The sequence below is a fragment of the Streptomyces sp. BBFR51 genome (assembly GCF_044591655.1).
GTDB lineage: Bacteria > Actinomycetota > Actinomycetes > Streptomycetales > Streptomycetaceae > Streptomyces.
Genome location: NZ_CP172448.1, coordinates 2,272,506 through 2,293,259, shown reverse-complemented (window position 1 = coordinate 2,293,259; position 20,754 = coordinate 2,272,506). Strand labels below are relative to the sequence as shown.

At 73.9% G+C, this 20,754-nt stretch carries 23 protein-coding genes; 16 read left to right on the top strand and 7 right to left on the bottom strand.

The features are described 5' to 3' along the window. The first annotated feature begins 1 nt into the window (after position 1). The 5 genes from priA (at position 2) to ACGH7X_RS10400 (ending at position 3,829) form a co-directional block, all read left to right on the top strand. Positions 2 to 727 (top strand): bifunctional 1-(5-phosphoribosyl)-5-((5-phosphoribosylamino)methylideneamino)imidazole-4-carboxamide isomerase/phosphoribosylanthranilate isomerase PriA, encoded by a 726-nt coding sequence (gene priA, locus ACGH7X_RS10420; RefSeq protein WP_399883958.1) that lies wholly within the window; start codon positions 2 to 4, stop codon positions 725 to 727. After that, positions 724 to 1,128: a RidA family protein gene (locus ACGH7X_RS10415; RefSeq protein WP_399883956.1), complete on the top strand. Its 405-nt coding sequence runs from the start codon at positions 724 to 726 to the stop codon at positions 1,126 to 1,128. Before priA ends, ACGH7X_RS10415 begins: the two co-directional genes overlap by 4 nt. Next, positions 1,125 to 1,880, top strand: a complete 756-nt coding sequence (gene hisF, locus ACGH7X_RS10410; RefSeq protein WP_399883954.1) for an imidazole glycerol phosphate synthase subunit HisF — start codon at positions 1,125 to 1,127, stop codon at positions 1,878 to 1,880. Before ACGH7X_RS10415 ends, hisF begins: the two co-directional genes overlap by 4 nt. A gap of 97 nt (positions 1,881 to 1,977) precedes the next feature. Then, the gene (locus ACGH7X_RS10405; protein WP_399883952.1) at positions 1,978 to 2,565 is read left to right on the top strand and encodes an ArsR/SmtB family transcription factor; all 588 of its coding nucleotides are present in this window, start codon (positions 1,978 to 1,980) and stop codon (positions 2,563 to 2,565) included. Between the two features lie 13 nt (positions 2,566 to 2,578). Beyond that, complete coding sequence (locus ACGH7X_RS10400; RefSeq protein WP_399883950.1) at positions 2,579 to 3,829, top strand: MFS transporter; 1,251 nt, start codon at positions 2,579 to 2,581, stop codon at positions 3,827 to 3,829. 10 nt (positions 3,830 to 3,839) lie between these two features. On the opposite strand, the gene ACGH7X_RS10395 is transcribed toward ACGH7X_RS10400, so the two are convergent. Further along, positions 3,840 to 4,475, bottom strand: coding sequence for a TIGR03085 family metal-binding protein (locus ACGH7X_RS10395; RefSeq protein WP_399883948.1), 636 nt, complete (start codon positions 4,473 to 4,475; stop codon positions 3,840 to 3,842). A gap of 81 nt (positions 4,476 to 4,556) precedes the next feature. Between ACGH7X_RS10395 and hisI the strand changes: the two genes are divergently transcribed. The 11 genes from hisI (at position 4,557) to lgt (ending at position 13,461) form a co-directional block, all read left to right on the top strand. Continuing rightward, on the top strand, positions 4,557 to 4,967 hold the full coding sequence (hisI, locus tag ACGH7X_RS10390; protein WP_399883946.1) for a phosphoribosyl-AMP cyclohydrolase: 411 nt from the start codon (positions 4,557 to 4,559) through the stop codon (positions 4,965 to 4,967). Positions 4,968 to 4,987: 20 nt separating this feature from the next. Continuing rightward, positions 4,988 to 6,487: an anthranilate synthase component I gene (locus ACGH7X_RS10385; protein ID WP_399896900.1), complete on the top strand. Its 1,500-nt coding sequence runs from the start codon at positions 4,988 to 4,990 to the stop codon at positions 6,485 to 6,487. 84 nt (positions 6,488 to 6,571) lie between these two features. Beyond that, positions 6,572 to 7,213 carry a TIGR02234 family membrane protein gene (locus ACGH7X_RS10380; RefSeq protein WP_399883944.1) on the top strand — a complete coding sequence of 214 codons (642 nt, stop codon included), beginning with the start codon at positions 6,572 to 6,574 and terminating at the stop codon, positions 7,211 to 7,213. Positions 7,214 to 7,322: 109 nt separating this feature from the next. Then, a complete protein-coding gene (locus ACGH7X_RS10375; protein WP_399883942.1) occupies positions 7,323 to 7,574 on the top strand; it encodes an HGxxPAAW family protein in 252 nt (83 codons plus the stop codon). A 140-nt stretch (positions 7,575 to 7,714) separates the two neighbouring features. Next, positions 7,715 to 8,137 (top strand): DUF2752 domain-containing protein, encoded by a 423-nt coding sequence (locus tag ACGH7X_RS10370; protein WP_399896897.1) that lies wholly within the window; start codon positions 7,715 to 7,717, stop codon positions 8,135 to 8,137. A gap of 133 nt (positions 8,138 to 8,270) precedes the next feature. Beyond that, a complete protein-coding gene (gene trpC, locus ACGH7X_RS10365; RefSeq protein ID WP_399883940.1) occupies positions 8,271 to 9,080 on the top strand; it encodes an indole-3-glycerol phosphate synthase TrpC in 810 nt (269 codons plus the stop codon). A gap of 20 nt (positions 9,081 to 9,100) precedes the next feature. Continuing rightward, entirely contained in the window at positions 9,101 to 9,274 is a 174-nt protein-coding gene (gene trpM, locus ACGH7X_RS10360) for a tryptophan biosynthesis modulator TrpM (RefSeq protein WP_399883938.1), read from the top strand. Positions 9,275 to 9,406: 132 nt separating this feature from the next. Next, positions 9,407 to 10,690 (top strand): tryptophan synthase subunit beta, encoded by a 1,284-nt coding sequence (gene trpB / locus ACGH7X_RS10355; RefSeq protein WP_399883936.1) that lies wholly within the window; start codon positions 9,407 to 9,409, stop codon positions 10,688 to 10,690. Next, positions 10,687 to 11,502 carry a tryptophan synthase subunit alpha gene (trpA, locus tag ACGH7X_RS10350; protein ID WP_399883934.1) on the top strand — a complete coding sequence of 272 codons (816 nt, stop codon included), beginning with the start codon at positions 10,687 to 10,689 and terminating at the stop codon, positions 11,500 to 11,502. Before trpB ends, trpA begins: the two co-directional genes overlap by 4 nt. Positions 11,503 to 11,600: 98 nt before the next feature. Then, entirely contained in the window at positions 11,601 to 12,374 is a 774-nt protein-coding gene (locus ACGH7X_RS10345) for a DsbA family protein (protein ID WP_399883932.1), read from the top strand. Positions 12,375 to 12,450: 76 nt separating this feature from the next. Next, a complete protein-coding gene (gene lgt / locus ACGH7X_RS10340; protein ID WP_399883930.1) occupies positions 12,451 to 13,461 on the top strand; it encodes a prolipoprotein diacylglyceryl transferase in 1,011 nt (336 codons plus the stop codon). A 74-nt stretch (positions 13,462 to 13,535) separates the two neighbouring features. Here the strand turns inward: lgt and ACGH7X_RS10335 are convergent, their stop codons facing one another. Genes ACGH7X_RS10335 through ACGH7X_RS10310 form a run of 6 tightly spaced genes read right to left on the bottom strand, consistent with a single transcriptional unit; the run spans position 13,536 to position 20,577 of the window. Continuing rightward, on the bottom strand, positions 13,536 to 14,360 hold the full coding sequence (locus tag ACGH7X_RS10335; protein WP_399883928.1) for an HpcH/HpaI aldolase/citrate lyase family protein: 825 nt from the start codon (positions 14,358 to 14,360) through the stop codon (positions 13,536 to 13,538). Beyond that, the gene (locus ACGH7X_RS10330; RefSeq protein ID WP_399883926.1) at positions 14,357 to 15,574 is read right to left on the bottom strand and encodes a CaiB/BaiF CoA transferase family protein; all 1,218 of its coding nucleotides are present in this window, start codon (positions 15,572 to 15,574) and stop codon (positions 14,357 to 14,359) included. Before ACGH7X_RS10330 ends, ACGH7X_RS10335 begins: the two co-directional genes overlap by 4 nt. Further along, on the bottom strand, positions 15,556 to 16,983 hold the full coding sequence (locus ACGH7X_RS10325; RefSeq protein WP_399883924.1) for an ADP-ribosylglycohydrolase family protein: 1,428 nt from the start codon (positions 16,981 to 16,983) through the stop codon (positions 15,556 to 15,558). Before ACGH7X_RS10325 ends, ACGH7X_RS10330 begins: the two co-directional genes overlap by 19 nt. Beyond that, complete coding sequence (locus ACGH7X_RS10320; protein WP_399883922.1) at positions 16,971 to 18,146, bottom strand: ADP-ribosylglycohydrolase family protein; 1,176 nt, start codon at positions 18,144 to 18,146, stop codon at positions 16,971 to 16,973. The genes ACGH7X_RS10325 and ACGH7X_RS10320 overlap by 13 nt, the downstream gene beginning before the upstream one ends. Continuing rightward, entirely contained in the window at positions 18,143 to 19,513 is a 1,371-nt protein-coding gene (locus tag ACGH7X_RS10315) for an ADP-ribosylglycohydrolase family protein (protein WP_399883920.1), read from the bottom strand. The genes ACGH7X_RS10320 and ACGH7X_RS10315 overlap by 4 nt, the downstream gene beginning before the upstream one ends. Next, the gene (locus ACGH7X_RS10310; RefSeq protein WP_399883919.1) at positions 19,510 to 20,577 is read right to left on the bottom strand and encodes an ADP-ribosylglycohydrolase family protein; all 1,068 of its coding nucleotides are present in this window, start codon (positions 20,575 to 20,577) and stop codon (positions 19,510 to 19,512) included. The genes ACGH7X_RS10315 and ACGH7X_RS10310 overlap by 4 nt, the downstream gene beginning before the upstream one ends. Between the last annotated feature and the right edge of the window lie 177 nt (positions 20,578 to 20,754).

Sequence of the window (20,754 nt, the reverse complement as noted above, 5' to 3'; positions counted from 1 at the left end):
GATGAGCAAGCTCGAACTCCTCCCCGCCGTCGACGTCCGCGACGGCCAGGCCGTGCGCCTCGTGCACGGCGAGTCCGGCTCCGAGACCTCCTACGGCTCGCCCCTGGAGGCCGCTCTCGCCTGGCAGCGCTCCGGCGCCGAATGGCTGCACCTGGTGGACCTGGACGCCGCGTTCGGCACCGGGGACAACCGCGAGCTGATCGCCGAGGTCGCCAAGGCCATGGACATCAAGGTCGAGCTGTCCGGCGGCATCCGCGACGACGGCACCCTCGCCGCCGCGCTCGCCACGGGCTGCACCCGGGTGAACCTCGGCACCGCCGCCCTGGAGACCCCCGAGTGGGTCGCCAAGGTCATCGCCGAGCACGGCGACAAGATCGCGGTGGGCCTCGACGTACGCGGCACGACGCTGCGGGGCCGCGGCTGGACCCGGGACGGCGGCGACCTCTACGAGACGCTGGCGCGCCTCGACCAGGAGGGCTGCGCCCGGTACGTCGTCACCGACATCGCCAAGGACGGCACCCTCCAGGGCCCGAACCTGGAGCTCCTGAAGAACGTCTGCGCCGCCACCGACCGCCCGGTCGTCGCCTCCGGCGGTGTCTCGTCCCTGGACGACCTGCGGGCGATCGCCGGTCTCGTCCCGGCCGGTGTCGAGGGGGCCATCGTCGGGAAGGCCCTGTACGCGAAGGCGTTCACCCTGGAAGAAGCCTTGGAGGCTGTGGCGTCATGACATCCGAAGCCGTACGGCGCGTGCAGAGCGGAAGTCCCTGGGAAGAGTCCTTCGGTTTCGCACGGGCCGTGGCGGCGGGTGATCGTGTGATCGTGGCGGGCACCACCGCCTTCAAGGGCGACATGCTGTACGGCGACGGCGACCCGTACGAGCAGACCAAGGTCGCCTTCGCCTCCGCGGTCGAGGCGATCGGCGAGTTCGGGCTCGGCATCGAGTCCGTGATCCGGACCCGTGTGTGCCTGGCACATTCGCGCGATGTCGATGCGGTGGGCCGCGCCCACAAGGAGCTGTTCGACTCCGTACGCCCCGTGACGACCCTGCTGGTCGTGCAGGGCTTCATCGACTCGCGGGTCCTGGTGTCAGTCGAAGTGGAAGCGTATAGAGGAGCCGTGGATTCATGACCCTGGCGGTCCGAGTCATCCCCTGCCTGGACGTGGACGACGGCCGGGTCGTCAAGGGCGTCAACTTCCAGAACCTGCGCGACGCGGGCGACCCCGTCGAGATGGCCAAGGTGTACGACGCCGAGGGCGCCGACGAGTTGACGTTCCTGGACATCACCGCCTCGTCGGGCGACCGCGAGACGACCTACGACGTGGTGCGCCGCACCGCCGAGCAGGTGTTCATCCCGCTGACCGTCGGCGGCGGCGTGCGCACCGCGGAGGACGTCGACAAGCTGCTGCGGGCCGGTGCGGACAAGGTGGGCGTGAACACGGCCGCCATCGCCCGCCCCGACCTGATCCGGGAGATCGCCGAGCGGTTCGGCCGGCAGGTGCTCGTCCTGTCGGTCGACGCCCGCCGCACCGAGGCGGGCACCTTCGAGGTGACCACCCACGGCGGCCGGCGCGGCACCGGCATCGACGCCGTCGAGTGGGCGCACCGGGCCGCCGAGCTGGGCGCGGGGGAGATCCTGCTCAACTCGATGGACGCGGACGGCACGAAGGACGGCTACGACCTGGAGATGATCGAGGCGGTCCGGGGGCACGTGAGCGTCCCGGTGATCGCCTCCGGCGGCGCGGGCCGCCTCGCCGACTTCCCGCCGGCCGTCGCGGCGGGCGCCGACGCGGTGCTGGCGGCGTCCGTCTTCCACTTCGGCGACCTGCGGATCGGGCAGGTCAAGAGCGCACTGCGCGAGGCGGGACACCCCGTCAGGTAGGCACGGGCGGGCGGACCTGCCGCACCCAGGAGATTACGAAAGAAAAATTGCGCAACGCGTATTGCGCAATTTTCCTTTCGTAATCTAGCGTGGCGGCATGCCGAGCCAGGAGAACCACTCGATCACCGACCTGGGCACTCTCAAAGCCCTGGCCCACCCCCTGCGCATGCAGCTCTACCGCGGGCTGTGCGTCGCGCGCACGGCGACCGCCTCGCAGCTCGCCGAGCAGGTGGACGAGGCCGTCTCCCTGGTCAGCTACCACCTGCGCAAGCTGGCCGAGCACGGGCTGGTCGAGCAGGCCGACCCGCAGAGCGCAGACGGCCGGGAGCGGTGGTGGCAGCCCGCCTCGGACGGGGTGACCATCCGCGACGAGAACTTCCGCGACGCCCCCGAGCGGGCCGCCGCCCACCTCGCCGCCACCCGGCTCTTCCACGAGCAGCGCGCCGACATGTACCGCCGCTACCTCGACGAACGCCCCACCTGGGGCCCCGAGTGGAACTCCGCCGCCCCCGACAACGAGTCCCTGCTCCGGCTGACCCCCGCCGACCTGAGCGAACTGGGCGCGGAGCTGCTCGCCCTGGCGAAGAAGTACGACGAGCGGGGCCGGGCCGCCGAAGCCGACGGCGACACCGAGGGCCGCGAGAACGTCGCGCTGCACGTGTACGGATTCCCGTTCCGTGTCTGAGAGGGGCACGGCCGTGCCGGACACACTCATACCCCGGGTCCCCGCCCCGGGCCGTCCCGCCCACCGCGACGCCAACGTCCTGCGCTGGGTCGCGGCCTACACCGCCTCCATGCTGGGCGACAGCGTCTTCTTCCTCGCGCTGTCCTGGGCCGCCGTGCAGCACGGCAGCGCCGCCGAGGCCGGGATCGTCACCGCCGTGAGCGCGGTGCCGCGCGCGCTGCTCATGCTCGGCGGGGGAGTGATCGTCGACCGGCTGGGGCCGCGCAGGGTCGTCATCGGCAGCGACACCGTACGGTGCGTGGCGGTCCTCGTGGTGGCCGCGCTGCTCTTCGCGACCGATCCCGGACTGTGGCTGCTCGCCGTCCTCGCCCTCGTCTTCGGCGCGGTGGACGCCCTCTTCCTGCCCGCCGTCGGGGCACTACCGGCGCGTCTGACGGGCAAGGACCAGCTCGCCCGCGTCCAGGGCATGCGGGGCCTCGCCGTCCGCTTCTCCTCCGTCGTGGGCGCCCCGCTCGGCGGCCTCGGGGTGGCGATCGGCGGCGCGGCTGCCGCCTTCGCCTTCGCCGGTCTGCTGATCGCCGTGTCCGTGCCGCTGCTGATCGCCGTACGGCTGCGCGAGCTGCCCGCCGACGACGCGGCGGCCGCTCCCGGCGGCACCGCGTGGCGGGACCTGCGGGACGGGCTCCGGTACATCCGCCGGCACCGCGTCCTCGGCCCGCTGATGCTGGTCATCGCCCTCGGCGACCTCGGCTTCGTCGGCCCGCTCAACATCGGCCTGACCCTGCTCGCCGACGAACGCGGCTGGGGAGCCTCCGGAATGGGCTGGATACTCGCCGGCTTCGGGGTGGGCGCCGGGGCGGCGGCCCTGCTGCTGACCGTCCGGGGACGCGTGCCGCACGCCGGGTACGTCGTCGCCGGCGCCATCATCCCCGGCGCGGTCGCGATCGGCGCGCTGGCACAGGCGCCCGCCCTTCCCGCGGCCGTCGTCACGGCGCTGCTCGTCGGCCTGCTCGCGGGGCTCAGCGGCGCCCTGTGCGGGGCCCTGCTCCAGACCCAGTCCGCCCCCGCACTCCTCGGGCGCGTCACGGCGGTCTCCGGGATCGTCAGCCTGGGCATCGCGCCGCTGAGCATGCCGCTGTCCGCCGCCGCCATCGGCATCTGGGGCACAGGGCCGGTCTTCGCCGTCAGCGCCGCGGTCTGCGGCCTCGGCGGGGTCGTCGCCCTGTGCGCACCGGGGGTACGCCGGGCCGAACTGCCGACGTGAGAGGCGGACCTCAGATCCCGAGCTGCTTCGTCTCCCGGAGCTTGGCGATCGCGTCCTGCTCGCCCTCCAGCTCCACCTTCGCGGCGCTCTGCCGGCCGTAGGCGAACAGCAGCAGCTCGGACGGCTCGCCCGTCGCCGTCACCACCGGCGTACCGCGGTGGGCGACCGTCGTCTGCCCGTTGGGGCGGCGCAGCACGAGGCCGGTCGGGATGCCGCGGCCCATCAGGCGGGCCGCGCGCTCCAGGCGGGACCACAGGGCGTCCTGGAACACCGGGTCCAGCTCGCGCGGCGACCAGTCGGGCTGGGCCCGGCGGACGTCCTCGGTGTGCACGTAGAACTCCACCGTGTTCGCCGCCTCGTCGACCTGCTTGAGCTGGAAAGGCGAGAACCGCGGCGGCCCGGTGCGGATCAGCTGGAGCAGCTCCTCGTACGGCTTCGCGCCGTACTCCTCCATCACCCGGTCGAGCCGGGACGCCAGCTGCTTGATCAGACCGGCCCCGGCGGCGTCCGGCCGGCGCTCGCGCACCACCACGTGCGCGGCGAGGTCGCGGGTGCGCCAGCCGTCGCACAGGGTCGGGGCGTCCGGACCCGCCGTCTCCAACAGGTCCGCGAGCAGAAGTCGTTCACGCTTGGCGAAAGTCGACATGGAGTCAGCCTACGGCGGCCGGCCGGGTCCGCCCAATGGACAGCCCCGGGACGTGTCCGTCCCGCGCGGCACAATGGGCGCATGACCAGCAGCTCCCCCCGGCGGCCCAGCCCGCTCGCCCCGGAGATCGCGGCCCGCCTCAAGCGCGGCGCCGACGGCCTCCTGCCCGCCATCGCCCAGCAGTACGACACCGGAGAGGTGCTGATGCTCGGCTGGATGGACGACGAGGCACTGCACCGGACGCTGACCACGGGCCGCTGCACCTACTGGTCGCGCAGCCGCCAGGAGTACTGGGTCAAGGGCGACACCTCCGGCCACTTCCAGTGGGTGAAGTCCGTCGCCCTGGACTGCGACGCCGACACCGTGCTGGTCAAGGTCGACCAGGTGGGCGCCGCCTGCCACACCGGCGCCCGCACCTGCTTCGACGCCGACGTCCTCCTCCCCGAGGGCGCCGACGCCGCGGGGGCCGACACGCCCGGCGCGGATCAGTAGGGTCTGCCGCCATGGATGACATGGACCTCGAGACCTTCCGCAAGCTGGCCGTCGACCGCCGGGTGATCCCGGTGAGCCGCAAGCTCCTGGCCGACGGAGACACCCCGGTCGCGCTGTACCGCAAGCTCGCCGCCGAGCGCCCCGGCACCTTCCTGCTGGAGTCCGCGGAGAACGGGCGAGCGGCGTTCCGATGGTCTCGCTACTCCTTCGTCGGCGTCCGCAGCGCCGCCACCCTCACCGAGCGGGACAGCGAGGCCCACTGGGAGGGCACCCCGCCCGTCGGCGTCCCCACCGACGGCGACCCGCTCGCCGCCCTGCGCGCCACCGTCCAGGCCCTGCACACCCCGCGCGACCTCGCCGACGACCTGGGCCTGCCGCCCTTCACCGGCGGCATGGTCGGCTACCTCGGCTACGACATCGTGCGCCGCCTGGAGAAGGTCGGCCCGGGAGAGCGCGACGACCTGAAACTCCCCGAGCTGACCATGCTGCTCACCAGCGACCTCGCCGTCATGGACCACTGGGAGGGCTCGGTCCTGCTGATCGCCAACGCGATCAACCACAACGACCTGGAGACCGGCGTCGACGAGGCCTACGCCGACGCGATCGCCCGCCTGGACGTCATGGAGGCCGACCTCACGCGCGCGGTCGCCCAGCCCCCGGCCGCGCTGCCGCCCTCCGAGCTGCCCGAGTACACCGCGCTGTGGGGCGGTCCCGACTTCCAGGACGCCGTCGAGGACATCAAGGAGCGCATCCGCGCGGGCGAGGCCTTCCAGGTCGTCCCCTCGCAGCGGTTCGAGACGCCGTGCACCGCGAGCGCCCTGGACGTGTACCGGGTGCTGCGGGCCACCAACCCCTCCCCGTACATGTACCTGCTCCGCCTCGACGGCTTCGACGTCGTCGGCTCGTCCCCCGAGGCGCTGGTCAAGGTCGAGGACGGCCGCGCCATGGTGCACCCCATCGCCGGCACCCGCCCGCGCGGCGCCACCCCGCAGGAGGACCAGGCCCTCGCCGAGGAACTGCTCGCCGACCCCAAGGAGCGCGCCGAGCACCTCATGCTGGTCGACCTCGGCCGCAACGACCTCGGACGCGTCTGCGAGCCCGGCTCCGTCGAGGTCGTCGACTTCATGTCCGTCGAGCGGTACTCGCACGTCATGCACATCGTCTCGACGGTCACCGGCAGGGTCGCCCCGGACCGCACCGCCTTCGACGTCCTCACCGCCTGCTTCCCGGCCGGCACGCTCTCCGGCGCGCCCAAGCCGCGCGCCCTGCAGATCATCGACGAACTCGAACCCTCCCGGCGCGGCCTGTACGGCGGCTGCGTCGGCTACCTCGACTTCGCGGGCGACTCCGACACCGCCATCGCCATCCGCACGGCGCTGCTGCGCGACGGCACCGCCTACGTCCAGGCCGGCGCGGGAGTCGTCGCCGACTCCGACCCGGTCGCCGAGGACACCGAGTGCCGCAACAAGGCGGCGGCGGTCCTGCGGGCCGTGCACACGGCCAACCGGCTGGCGCAATAGGGCCAACCGGTCGGATCGGTGGGGCGATTCTCACGCCCCTCAATTCGAACCCCGGGTGACGGTTCGCCCGGGGTTCGGGTGATAGTGGAGTACGTGACAGCTGTTCCGCACCCCCGCACCCCAGCCGCAGGACCCGCCCGGGCCGGCCGCCGGAGCCTCGCCGTAGCCCTGATGTGCGGCGCGCTCGGCGCCGCCGTCGCCCTGCTCGCCACCCGGCAGGAGTGGGCCGAGGGCACCGCGACGGTGGCCGGCGGCGCGTTTCCCCTGACCGCCAGGGGCAGCGACGTCACGGGCGTCCCCGCGGCGCTCGCCATAGTGGGCCTCGCCGCGCTCGTCGCCGTCTTCGCCGTCCGCCGGGCGGGCCGTTTCGCCGTCGCCGCCCTGCTCGCGCTGAGCGGCGCGGGCACCGTCGCCGCCGCCCTGGCCGGTGCCTCCGACAGCTCCGCGCTGGACGACCAGGCCGCCAAGGCAGCCGGCGACACCTCGGCCACCGTGGACGCGCTCTCCCACACAGCCTGGCCGTACGTCGCGGCCGTGGGCGGCGCCCTGCTCCTGCTGGCCGGGCTGCTCGCGCTGCGCTACGGCCGCCAGTGGCCCGCGATGTCCGGCCGATACGAGCGCGACGGCACCCCGCGCCCGCGCCGCAGGCCGCAGACCGTCGACCCGAACCGCCCCGAGGACCTGTGGAAGGCCATCGACCGCGGCGAGGACCCCACCGGCGCCTGACCCGCTTTCACCCGCCGGAGCCACCCCCGCTCACGGCGCGTGCCCCCGTGCGGGACAATGGGCGCGAGCGTCCTGCTCAGACATGGCACACAGCAACGAGGAGCAAGCAATGGCGGGCAGCAGCCACGGTCACACCCCGGCCGCCTGGACCGGTGTCATCATCGCCTTCATCGGTTTCTGCATCGCGGGCCTGTTCATGGTGGCGGCCCAGCCGTGGGGCTTCTGGGCCGGCATGGCGGTCGTGCTCCTCGGCGGTGTGGTGGGCTACATCATGCGCATGATGGGCCTCGGCCAGCCGAAGCAGAACCACCCCGTGCACCAGGTCGCCGGCGACGGCGCGCAGGCCGGCGCCCGGGGCTGACCGGCCGCGGCGGTCACGGACCTCATGAGGGGCGGGCCGGCACCCGGGTGCCGACCCGCCCCTCACGTGCGGGTGCGGACCGCCCGGGGCAGAATGCGGGCGTGGAAGCCGAGAGCGCCGAGCCGCGCCCGAACAGCGTCGTGAGCCGGACCGGCACCCCGACACGGGGCGCCTTCGCCCGTCTGGCCGTACCGGCCGGGGTGCTCGCGGCCGTCGCCGGGGCCTTCGCGTACGTCGGGAGCGTCGATCCCAACGAACCCGGTCACTACCCCGTCTGCCCCCTGCTGCGCTTCACGGGCCTGTACTGCCCCGGCTGCGGCGGCCTGCGCAGCGCCCACGCCTTCGTCCACGGGGACGTGCTGACCGCGCTGCACGCCAACGCGCCCGCCGTCCTCGGCTATCTGGGCCTCGCCGTCCTGTGGACCGTCTGGGTGATCCGCGCGGCCCGCGGCCGGCCGGTGCGGCTCGACCTCGGACCCGTCCACCTGTGGACGCTGGGGACGTTGCTGCTGGTCTTCACGGTGGTCCGGAACCTGCCGTTCGGTGGCTGGCTCCTCCCTTGATTCCTCCCTCGATCGTCCGACGAAGGCCCGGGGCCGGGGAGGGACCGGCGTCGGCCGGATGCGGGTCCCGTGCCCGGCTCCGGATACCATCACAGTGACCACACGTTTTGCCGTCAGAAAGGGGGCCGCTCGCGTGAGTGTGCTCGACGAGATCATCGACGGAGTCCGTGCCGACCTCGCGGAGCGGCAGGCGCGCGTCAGCCTCGACGAGCTCAAGGAGCGCGCGGCCAAGGCTCGCCCCGCCAAGGACGGCGTGTCCGCGCTGCGCGGCGACGGTGTCAAGGTCATCTGCGAGGTCAAGCGCTCCAGCCCGTCCAAGGGCGCGCTGGCGGCCATCGCCGACCCGGCCGCCCTCGCCGCGGACTACGAGGCGGGCGGCGCCGCCGTCATCTCCGTCCTCACCGAGGAGCGCCGCTTCGGCGGCTCGCTCGCCGACCTGGACTCGGTCCGCGCGCGCGTGGACATCCCCGTGCTGCGCAAGGACTTCGTCGTCACCTCGTACCAGCTGTGGGAGGCCCGGGCGCACGGCGCCGATCTCGTGCTGCTGATCGTCGCGGCCCTCGAGCAGCCGGCCCTGGAGTCGCTGATCGAGCGCGCCGAGTCCATCGGACTCAATCCGCTCGTCGAGGTGCACGACGAGGACGAGGTCGAACGCGCGGTGGACGCCGGCGCCAAGGTCATCGGCGTCAACGCGCGCAACCTGAAGACGCTCGAGGTGGACCGCGGCACGTTCGAGCGGGTCGCCCCGGAGATCCCCGCGCACATCGTCAAGGTCGCCGAGTCCGGCGTCCGCGGCCCGCACGACCTCATCGCCTACGCCAACGAGGGCGCCGACGCCGTCTTGGTCGGCGAGTCCCTGGTGACCGGCCGCGACCCCAAGACCGCCGTCTCCGACCTGGTGGCCGCGGGCGAACACCCGGCTCTGCGGCACGGCCGGGGCTGATCCCCGCTAATCTGGCCCCGATGACGCTTCCGATCACCCCGACGCCCCGGGACCCGTACGCCCGCCTCGCGCGCGGCTGCCGGCCCCGGGGTTGCCGCGCGCCCGCCCGCCGGGTGCACGGCCGCCGGGTCAGGTACGTCATCGGAGCCGAGCCCGGGCAGGTAAACGGCATGCGATGGCAACAGCCGACCTAGGGGCCGCGGGGCCTTGTTGATCTGCGACTCCGTCGCGTGGGCGGGACCAGCCACAGCCGGTCCGCAGCCGACAACCAGCCCCCACCCCAACGGCGATTAGTCACCACCAGACACTCACCGTGAGGTTCACGCATGCCCAGCAACTTCTTCATTCCCGACCCCGAGGGTCACATTCCAAGCGCGGAAGGCTACTTCGGCGCCTACGGCGGCAAGTTCATCCCGGAGGCACTCGTCGCCGCCGTGGACGAGGTCGCCGTCGAGTACGACAAGGCCAAGTCCGACCCGGAGTTCGCCCGCGAACTGGACGACCTGCTCGTCCACTACACCGGCCGCCCCAGCTCCCTCACCGAGGTGCCGCGGTTCGCGGAGCACGCCGGCGGTGCCCGGGTCTTCCTCAAGCGCGAGGACCTGAACCACACCGGCTCGCACAAGATCAACAACGTGCTCGGCCAGGCCCTGCTCACCAAGCGCATGGGCAAGACCCGAGTCATCGCCGAGACCGGCGCCGGCCAGCACGGCGTGGCGACGGCGACCGCCTGCGCCCTCTTCGGCCTCGACTGCACCATCTACATGGGCGAGATCGACACCCGGCGCCAGGCCCTCAACGTGGCCCGCATGCGCATGCTCGGCGCCGAGGTCGTCGCCGTGAAGTCCGGCAGCCGCACGCTGAAGGACGCGATCAACGAGGCCTTCCGCGACTGGGTCGCCAACGTCGACCGCACCCACTACCTGTTCGGCACCGTCGCCGGGCCCCACCCCTTCCCGGCGATGGTGCGCGACTTCCACCGCGTCATCGGCGTCGAGGCCCGCCGCCAGCTCCTGGAGCAGGCCGGACGCCTCCCCGACGCCGCGATCGCCTGCGTCGGCGGCGGCTCCAACGCCATCGGGCTCTTCCACGCCTTCATCCCCGACGCGGACGTCCGCCTCATCGGCTGCGAGCCCGCCGGGCACGGCGTCGAGAGCGGCGAGCACGCGGCGACCCTGACCGCGGGCGAGCCCGGCATCCTGCACGGCTCCCGGTCCTACGTCCTCCAGGACGACGAGGGCCAGATCACCGAGCCGTACTCGATCTCGGCCGGCCTGGACTACCCGGGCATCGGACCCGAGCACTCCTACCTCAAGGACTCCGGCCGCGGCGAGTACCGCGCGGTCACCGACGACGCCGCCATGCAGGCCCTGCGCCTGCTGTCGCGCACTGAGGGCATCATCCCGGCCATCGAGAGCGCCCACGCACTGGCCGGCGCCCTGGAGGTCGGCAAGGAGCTGGGCAAGGACGGGCTGATCGTGGTCAACCTGTCCGGCCGCGGCGACAAGGACATGGACACCGCGGCCCGCTACTTCGGGCTGTACGACACCGACGCGGAGGTCGCGGCCGACGAGACCGGCGCCGCGGAGATCGAGGGGGACGCGAAGTGAGCGGGAACGTGCGACTGCTGAACGACACCCTCGCCGCGGCGAAGGCCGAGGGGCGCGCCGCCCTGATCGCCTACCTCCCGGCCGGGTTCCCGACCGTCGACGGCGGCATCGAGGCGGTCAAGGCCGCCGTCGACGGCGGCGCCGACGTCGTCGAGGTGGGCCTGCCGCACAGCGACCCAGTCCTGGACGGCCCGGTCATCCAGACCGCCGACGACATCGCCCTGCGCGGCGGTGTGCGGATCGCCGACGTGATGCGCACCGTCCGTCAGGCGCACGAGGCCACCGGCAAGCCGATCCTCGTCATGACCTACTGGAACCCCATCGACCGCTACGGCGTCGAGCGCTTCACCGCCGAGCTGGCCGAGGCGGGCGGCGCCGGGTGCATCCTGCCCGACCTGCCCGTCCAGGAGTCGGCGCTGTGGAGGGAGCACGCCGAAAAGCACGGGCTCGCCACGGTCTTCGTGGTCGCGCCCAGCAGCCAGGACGCACGGCTCGCCGAGATCACCGCGGCCGGCAGCGGCTTCGTCTACGCCGCCTCCCTCATGGGCGTCACCGGCACCCGTGAGTCGGTCGGCGCGCAGGCCGAGGACCTGGTGCGGCGCACCCGCGCCACCACCGACACCCCGGTCTGCGTCGGCCTCGGCGTCTCCAACGCCGCACAGGCCGCCGAGGTCGCCCGCTTCGCCGACGGCGTGATCGTCGGCTCGGCATTCGTCAAGCGGATGCTGGACGCCCCCGACGACGCGGCCGGCCTGGAGGGCGTCCGCGCACTCGCCGCCGACCTCGCGAAGGGCGTGCGCGGACAGGCGTAGGACCTGGCACAACCGCAGGTAAGTCATACGGGTCCCTCGTACGGGTGGACCTGGGACCGGGGAGGCGCGCTGCGCCTCCCCGGTTCGTTCTGCGGGGTGTGAGCGAGAAGAACCGACAGGGAAAGCGCGGCGCCCGCGAGAAGCTGGCGGCCGAGCGCGAGAAGCAGAAGTCCAGGGACAAGCGCCGCCGTGCGCTGATCGTCGGCGCGAGCGTGGTCTGCGTCCTGGGACTCGCGGCGGTGATCGGCGTGGTCGCCGCGAACGCGGGCAAGGACGACGGCAGCGAGTCCGCCGGCCCGATCGTGGCGCCCTCCGGCGCGCAGGGCAAGGACGGCCTCGCGATCCCCGTCGGCAAGGAGAGCGCCAAGTCCACGCTCACCATCTGGGAGGACTTCCGCTGCCCGGCCTGCAAGGCCTTCGAGCTGGCGTACCGCGACACCGTTCACGAACTCACCGACGCCGGACAGCTCAAGGTGGAGTACCACCTGGCCACGATCATCGACGGCAACATGGGCGGCACCGGCTCCCGCAAGGCGGCCAATGCCGCGGCCTGCGCCCAGGACGCCGGAAAGTTCACCCCGTACCACGACGTGCTCTACGACAACCAGCCGTCCGAGACCGACGACGCCTTTGCCGACGAGAACAAGCTGCTCGACCTGGCGGGCAAGGTCGACGGCCTCGACACCACCCTGTTCCAGGAGTGCCTGAAGAACGGCAAGCACAACAGCTGGGTGGAGAAGTCCAACAAGGCCTTCCAGAAGGGCGGCTTCAGCGGCACCCCGACGGTCCTCCTGGACGGCAAGAACATCTACCAGGACCGCTCGATGACACCGGCCAAGTTCAAGCAGATGGTGGAGGACGCCAACAAGTAGGGCGCCCGCTCGTTACGGACCCGTAGCCGGGCTGCCCGCCGCGCGTCCCGTCCGACACGGTAGCGTCGACCCTGCCATGGAACTTGCCTTCATTCCCAGCCCGTCGCGCGGGGTGCTGCACCTCGGTCCCATCCCGCTGCGCGGCTACGCGTTCTGCATCATCATCGGCGTCTTCGTTGCCGTCTGGCTCGGCAACAAGCGCTGGATCGCCCGGGGCGGGCGGCCCGGCACGGTGGCCGACATCGCGGTCTGGGCCGTTCCCTTCGGTCTGGTCGGCGGACGCCTCTACCACGTGATCACGGACTACCAGCTGTACTTCAGCGAGGGCCGTGACTGGGTCGACGCCTTCAAGATCTGGGAGGGCGGCCTCGGCATCTGGGGCGCGATCGCGTTCGGCGCGGTCGGTGCCTGGATCGGCGCCCGGCGCCGGGGGGTTCCGATGCCCGCGTACGCCGACGCCGTCGCCCCCGGCATCGCCCTGGCGCAGGCCATCGGCCGTTGGGGCAACTGGTTCAACCAGGAGCTGTACGGCAAGGCGACCGACCTGCCGTGGGCCGTGGAGATCACCTCGACGGCCGACGGACGGGTACCGGGCACCTACCACCCGACGTTCCTGTACGAGTCGCTGTGGTGCATCGGCGTCGCGCTGCTCGTCATCTGGGCCGACCGCCGCTTCAAGCTCGGCCACGGGCGGGCCTTCGCGCTGTACGTCGCCGCGTACTGCGCGGGCCGGTTCTGGATCGAGTACATGCGCGTCGACGACGCCCACCACATCCTGGGCCTCAGGCTCAACAACTGGACCGCGCTCTTCGTGTTCCTGCTCGCCGTGCTGTACATCGTGCTCTCGGCGCGGACGCGGCCGGGCCGGGAGGCCGTGGTCGAACCCGGCGCGGAGTCGGCCGACGGCGAGGCCGGGGACGCCGGAAGCGCCGGCGACGAAGCGAAGGCGGACGCGGAGGCACGCCCCGCTGACGACGGAGCCGACGGCGCGGACGAAGCCGGGCAGACCGACGAAGCCGACGACGCCAAGGACGGCGAGAGCGCCGAGAACGTGAAGGACGGGGCCGACTCCGCCAAGAAGGGCTGACGGCCCGCAGTACGCCGCCGAGGGCGCCCGGGACTCTCCCCGGGCGCCCTCGGCGTGTGCCGGGACGCGCGGGGTCAGGACAGGGTGGGCCGCCGGGCCAGTGACAGGGTGCGCCGGGCCGTCGCCACCACCGCCGCGTCGATGAACCGGCCGTCCGGCAGCGCCTGCGCGCCCGGCTGGACCGTCGCCGCCTTGACGATCGTCTCCGCCTCCTCCAGCTCCCGTTCGGTGGGCAGGTACGCCCGCTCGATGATCGGCAGCTGGCGGGGGTGGATCGCGGCCCGCCCGAGGAAGCCCAGGGCACGGCCGTGGGCGCAGGACGCGGCCAGGCCCTCCAGGTCCCGGGTGTCCGGATGCACCGTCTGCGACGGCGGCGCCAGCCCCGCCGCCCGCGCGGCCACGACCACCCGCGAGCGCGACCAGTCCAGGCCGGTGTCCCCCCGTACCCCCAGGTCGGCGCGGAGGTCCGCCTCGCCGAGGGCGATGCCGCGCAGCGACGGGTGGGCGGCGGCGATCCGGTAGGCCCGCTCCACCCCCAGGGCCGACTCCAGCAGGGCGTACAGCGGCGGCCCGCCGACGGCCGCGGCGACGCCGGTGACCTGCTCCGGCGACGTCACCTTGGGCAGCCGCAGCCCGGACAGCCCCGGCAGCGCGGCCAGCGCCGCCAGGTCCCCGGCGGCGAGCGGCCCGTCCAGGGCGTTGACGCGGACGTGGACGGGGACCGGCTGCGGCTCGGCGAGCAGCTCGGCGGTGGCCTCGCGGGCGTACTCCTTGCGGTCGGCGGCGACCGCGTCCTCCAGGTCGACCACCACCACGTCGGCACCGGCGGCCAGCGCCTTGGCGACCACCCGGGGCCGGTCCCCGGGCGCGTACAACCAGGTCAGCGGGGGTGCGTTCATACGACGCCCTCCTCACGCAGCTCCTTCACGTCCGCCGGCGTCAGGCCCAGCCCGGTCAGTACCTCCTCCGTGTCCGCGCCGTGCGGGCGGCCGGCCCAGCGGATCGCCCCCGGGGTCGCGGAGAGCCGGAAGAGGACGTTCTGCATGCGCAGTGGGCCCAGCTCGGGATCGTCGACGGTGGTGACCGTGTCCAGGGCCCGGTACTGCGGGTCCGTCATCACGTCCCGCACGTCCTGGACCGGCGCGACCGCCGCCTCGGCCTTCTCGAAGGCGGCGAGCACGTCGGCGCGGCTGTGCCGGGCGATCCAGTCGCCGACCGCCGCGTCCAGCACGTCGGCGTGCCGGGCCCGGTCGGCGCCCGACGCGAACCAGGGTTCGTCGATCAGCTCCGGGCGCCCCACCAGGCGCATCACGCGCTCGGCGACCGACTGCGCCGAGGTGGACACGGCGACCCAGGTGCCGTCGGCGGTGCGGTAGGTGTTGCGCGGGGCGTTGTTCTGCGAGCGGTTGCCGGTGCGCGGCTGGACGTGGCCGAGCTGGTCGTACCAGGTGGGCTGCGGGCCGAGGACGGTCAGGATCGGCTCGATGATCGCCATGTCGACGACCTGGCCCTCGCCGGTGCGCTCCCGGGCGGCCAGCGCCGTCATCACGGCGTACGCCGTCGCCAGCGCGGCGATCGAGTCGGCGAGGCCGAACGGCGGCAGGGTCGGGGGCGCGTCCGGCTCGCCGGTCATCGCGGCGAAGCCGCTCATGGCCTCGGCGAGGGTGCCGAAGCCGGGGCGGCGCGCGTACGGGCCGAACTGGCCGAAGCCGGTGACCCGGGTGAGGACCAGGCGCGGGTTGACGGCGGACAGCTCGTCCCAGCCCAGGTCCCACTTCTCCAGGGTGCCCGGGCGGAAGTTCTCGACGACGACGTCCGCGGTCGCGGCGAGCCGGAGCAGGGTGGTGCGTCCCGCGGGCTTGGACAGGTCCAGGGTGATCGTGTGCTTGTTGCGGCCCAGCAGCTTCCACCACAGGCCCACGCCGTCCTTCGACGGGCCGTGTCCCCGGGAGGGGTCGGGCCGGGTGGGGTGCTCGACCTTGATCACCTCGGCGCCGAAGTCGCCGAGCATGGTGGCGGCGAGCGGGCCGGCGAAGAGGGTGGCGAGGTCGAGGACGCGCAGGCCGGTCAGCGGGGCGGTGGCGGGGGCAGCGGTCACGGCGGGCTGGGGCATGGGCGGGTGGCCTCCCGGTGGGTGAGGTGGGCGAGGGTGTCGAAGCCGGTGCCGTCGAAGTCGCCGACGGAGGTGGCCAGGCGGTTCTTCAGCGGCGCCGTCCAGTGCTCGGGCAGGGCGGCCGGGGAACCGGCGAGCAGGCCGGCGACGCTGCCGGCGGTGGCGCCGTTGGAGTCGGTGTCCCAGCCGCCCGAGACGGCGCGCGAGACGGAGCCGGTGAAGTCGCCGTCCGCGTGGGTGAGCGCGGCGGCGATCAGGGCGGTGTTGGGGACGGCGTGCACCCAGTGGTGGGCGGGGGAGTGGACGGCGTGGAGCTCGTCCACGACCGTGTCGAAGTCGGTGTGCGCGCCGGCCAGCCGTACGGCGTGGCGGACGGCCCCGGCGAGACGGGAGCCGGGCGGCACGACCGCGAGGCCGGCCCGCACACAGGCGTGGACGTCGTGGGCGCCGGACGCGGCGGTGGCGATGACGGCCGCCGCGAACATCGCCGCGTGGACGCCGCCCGCGGTGTGCGTGAGGGTCGCGTCGCGGTGGGCCTGTGCGGCGGCGGCGGCCGGGTCGCCGGGGTTGGTCCAGCCGTGCACGTCGGCGCGGATCAGGGCGCCGATCCACTCGCGGAAGGGGTTGCGGTGGCGGGCGGTGTGCGGGGGCTCCAGGCCGCTGAGGAGGTTGCGGTAGGCGAGGCGTTCCGCGGTGAAGGTGCGGCCCGCCGGGAGTTCGTCGAGCCAGACGCGGGCCACGTCGGCGGTGGTGAAGGCCCTGCCGTGGCGCTGGAGGAGCAGCAGGCCCAGGAGGGGGTAGTTGAGGTCGTCGTCCTCCGGCATGCCGTCGATGTTCTCGGCGAGGGAGTTCGGCGCGGAGCGGCGGTTCCAGGGGTGGGCGGTGAGCAGGTCGCGGGGCAGGCCCCGGGCGGTGAAGTACGTGGTCGGGGGCCAGTTCCCGGCGGCCCGGGCGAGGCGACGGATGCCGGTGAGGGGGAGCTTCTCGACGGGTTTGCCGAGGAGGCAGCCGGCGGCCCGGCCCAGCCAGGCGGCCTCCAGCCGCAGCGGGAGGCCCGGGTCCGGGTTCGGGTTCGGGTTCTGGTCCGGGTTCTGGTCCGGGTCTCCGGGCGCTGCCGGTGGCGGCGCCGGCCAGTCGGGGCAGAGCCTTCTGATGTCCGCCAGGTCCGTCGGCTCCGCGTCCGCCAAGGGGCTCGGCAACCCCGCCAGTTCGTCCAGCAGGTCCTCCGCCAGCAGGCGCAGGTGGGGGGAGGCCGGCTGCGGGGAGACCCCGGCTCGGGCGGGGGCCCCGCAGCCGCCCGCCGCCCGCCAGCGGGCCGCGACCGCCGACGCGTCCCGGCCGTCCAGGGCCGCCTGGCGCAGCTCGTGCCCGATCAGGTCCTCGGGCTGCGTCCAGGTCAGTCGGAGCATCCCGGGCCTCCGATCGCCGCGAACGCCCGCTCGTGGGCGCGGCGCCGCCGGACGTCCCGTTCGAAGACCTCCCGCGCGACCTCGGTGAGCGTCGTCGCCGGCTGCCACAGGTCCAGGCGGCTCGCCTCCGCGACCGTCTTGGCCCAGTCCTCCGGCACCGGCGAGCCCAGCGCCCCGGCGAGCGCGCCCGCCATCGTGGCGATGGAGTCGCAGTCCCGGCCGTAGTTGACCGCGCCGAGGACCGCGTGCCGGAAGTCGCCGCCGGAGACGAGTAGCATGCCGAGGGCGACCGGCAGTTCCTCGATCGCGTGCAGCCGGGACGGGCGGCGGGCGGCCAGCGAGGGCGCCCGGTAGTCCGGGCCCACCGTGTCGTACGGGGTGACCGCTTCCCTCAGTGGCGCGAGCGCCGACTCGAAGTCCGAGTGGCGCGAGGCCACGTCGCAGACCGCCTCGATCGCCGTCCGGGTGCCGTCCTTGGCCAGGGACAGCGCGGCCGACACCACCGAGTCCGGTGTCGCCCGCGGTGCGCAGGCCGCGGCGACCGCCGCCGCGAAGACACCGGCCGCCTCACGCCCGTACGACGACTGGTGCGCGCCCGCGACGTCCAGGGCCTCGGCGTAGGCGGCCGCGGGGTGGGCCGCGTTGACCAGGCCGACCGGGGCCATGTACATCGCGGCACCGCAGTTGACGATGTTGCCGGTGCCCGCCTCGCGCGGGTCCACGTGGCCGTAGTGGATCCGCGCCACCAGCCACTTCTCCGCCAGGAAGATCCGCTGGAGCGGGAGTGCCTCGGCCTCCAGCTCCGGGATCCAGCGCGGGTGCGTGATCAGGTCCGGGACCAGGTGCTCGGCGACCGCGTACGCGTCGAGGTGATCGCGGACCGTGCCGTAGACCCGGACCAGCGCGTGGGTCATCAGGGTGTCGTCGGTGACGTGGCCGTCGCCCTTGTGGTAGGGCGCGACGGGGCGCGCGGTGCGCCAGGCGTCGCCGTTCCAGGGGCCGACGACGCCGTGGATCCGGCCGCCGTGGCGTTCGAGGATCTGCTCGGGGGAGTAGCCCTCGACCGGTCCGCCGAGCGCGTCGCCGACGGCCGCGCCGACGAGGGCGCCGGTGACGCGCTCGTCCAGGCTCGCCGTGCCGGGTTCCGGGGTGATGGGTGTCATGGGGCGTCTCGTCCTTCTGGTCGTCCTTCTGGCCGGGCTTCTGGGCGTCCTTCTGGCCGGGCATCTGATCGGGCTTCCGGTCGGGTTTCGGGTCGGGTTTCCGGTTGGGACGGATGCCGGGCGTGCAGGAGACCGGCGAGTTCGACCAGGTCGGTGCCGGTGAGCCGGGGCAGTACGCAGCCGGGCAGGGTGCGGCAGGCGTCCCGCCAGGAAGCGGGGACCGACGTGCCGCCGCCCAGCGCGCCGGTGAGCGCGCCCGCCAGCGCGGGGGCGGAGTCCGCGACCCTGGACAGACAGGCCGCCGCCGGTACCGCCTCCGCGATGCGGCCCCGGGCGGCGGTGGCCAGGGCGAGGGCGACCGGGACGGTCTCGGCGGCGGCGATGCCGTAGCTGTAGACGTGGTCGACGATCCGGTGCTCGAGCAGCGGGACGAGGGCGAAGGTGCTCTCGGCGTCCGCCGCCAGGGCCAGTGCCTGGCGGGCGTTGCGGCCGATCTCGGTCGCCTCGGGGAGCTCGGCGAGCGCGGCCGACACGCAGTCGCGGACGTCGGCGCCGTCCAGGGCGCAGGCCAGTGCCGCCGCCATGGCCCGGGCGCCGTGCACGCCGTCGCCGTCCTGGGTGTAGCGGGCGTCGAACTCGGCGAGGTCGGCGGCGAGCCGCGGGGCGCCGGGGTGGACGACGGCGAGGACGCAGGCCCGGACGCAGGCGGCGTCGTCGAAGTAGTGCGGGTTGTCGTGACCGGTGGCGGGCGGGCGCAGGCCGGCGGCGAGGTTGCCGAGCCCGGCCCGTACCGAGATGCGGGCGCGCAGCGGCAGGACCGCCGACTCGACCTCGGGGGCGCGTTCGGAGGCCGCGGCGACCTCACTGGCGACGGCGTTCCAGGTCAGGTCGATCGCGGCCCGCATCCGGCGGTCCCGGCTCAGATCCCCGAGCGCGCTGTCGTCCCCGGCCCGCAGTACCGCCTCCGCCGCGAACGCCGCCCACTCGGCGTCGTCCGAGGGACCGAGACGCAGCGGTTCCGGGGGCTGGTTCAGGGCGATGGGGACGGGGAGGGTGGTGGTCGCGTTCTGCTCGGCGAAGGTGTCCAGCTCGCGGGTGAGCCGACGCGTCCACCGCGGCATCCGGGCGGCCCGGTGCCGGGCGGCGGGCCAGCCGGCGGCGTCTCCCGCGGCGAGACCGAGGAGAAGTCCCTCGATGCGCTCGGGGAGCGGCACCGCACCGTCCGGCACGGCCGTCCCCGGATCGGTCCCCGGATCGGCCCCCGGCCGGTGCCCGCTCCCGGCCGGCGCGGCCTGTGGCGTATCGGGCGCCTCGACGTACGCCGTGGTGGCGGCCGTTGTCCCGGCGACAGGACGGCCCCTGCTCACGACGACACCTCCGCCGCCGTGCCGATGCCCGGGACGGGTGGGTCCTCCGGACTCCGGGGCACTCCCCGCGCCGCGCGTGTCAGCAGGTCCGCCACCTCCAGCACATGGTGGCCCGCCATCGTCGGGAGGCAGGTGCCGCGGGCGGGGGCGATGGCGGCGGCCCAGTCGGCGGGGATGGCCTGGACGCCCCGCGTCGCCCCCGCCAGGGCGCCGGCCACCGCGGCCGTGGTGTCGGCGTCGCGGCCCATGTTGACGGCCGTGAGCACGGCGTCCGTGAAGTCGCCGTCGGCCGCCGCGTACGCGCCGAAGGCGAGGGCGACCGCCTCGGGGGCCAGGTCGGTCCACGGGTAGCCGCCGATGACCACCGCGGAGCGCACCGCGCGTTCGCCGCGGTGGGCCGCCGTCATCGCGCGGCGCAGACAGCGGGCGGTCCAGGAGTCGTCCGGTACGACGGCCAGGGCGGAGGCCACGACCACGACCGCCGGCGCCCCGGCCATCGCCGCCGCGACACCCGCCGCCACCGCCTGGCCGCCGTAGATGCCCTCGCCCTCGTGGCTGACCGAGCCGTCGATCGCCACCAGCCGGGCCGCCTCGGCGGGCCGCCCCGCCGCGAACACGCCGTGGGGCGCGGCCCGCATGGCCAGCCCGTCGCTCCAGGCGTGGCGGTGCTGGGCGGAGATGGGGGCGGCCAGTCCCCGGCGCAGGTTCTCCAGGGTGCCGCGTTCGCTGAACCCCGCACCCCGGAACGGGCCCTCCTCCCGGTCCGCGATCCACTCGTGCCAGGCCGTCTCCACGTCGACCGGGGTGAGCGCGGAGCCGTACCGGGCCAGCAGCAGGCCCGAGAAGATCGCGTACTCGGTGTCGTCCGTACCGGCCGGGTTCTCGGCCACGTATCCCGTGATGCGGCCCCAGCGGGCGCGGATCTCGGAGGGCTTCATGTTCTCGGCCGGAGCCCCGAGGGCGTCCCCGACGGCCAGCCCGAGCAAGGCGCCCCGGGCCCGGTCGCGGAGTCCGACGGCGCCGTGGGGCGCGGGAACCGGGGGAATGCAGGCGGTGGATGCCATGCGGCCGCTCCTCTCCCTTTGCGCATCTGTCCCCGGTGCGGTGCGCACCGCAGCCTCACCGGGCTCAGCGTCACCCGGTCGACATCTGTGCGGGCAAGATCACGAATGAGCGCACAACGGCATAACCGCAGGTAAGCCGAGCCTTTCCTTGCTGGCGACATGGAAATGATCGGCGTA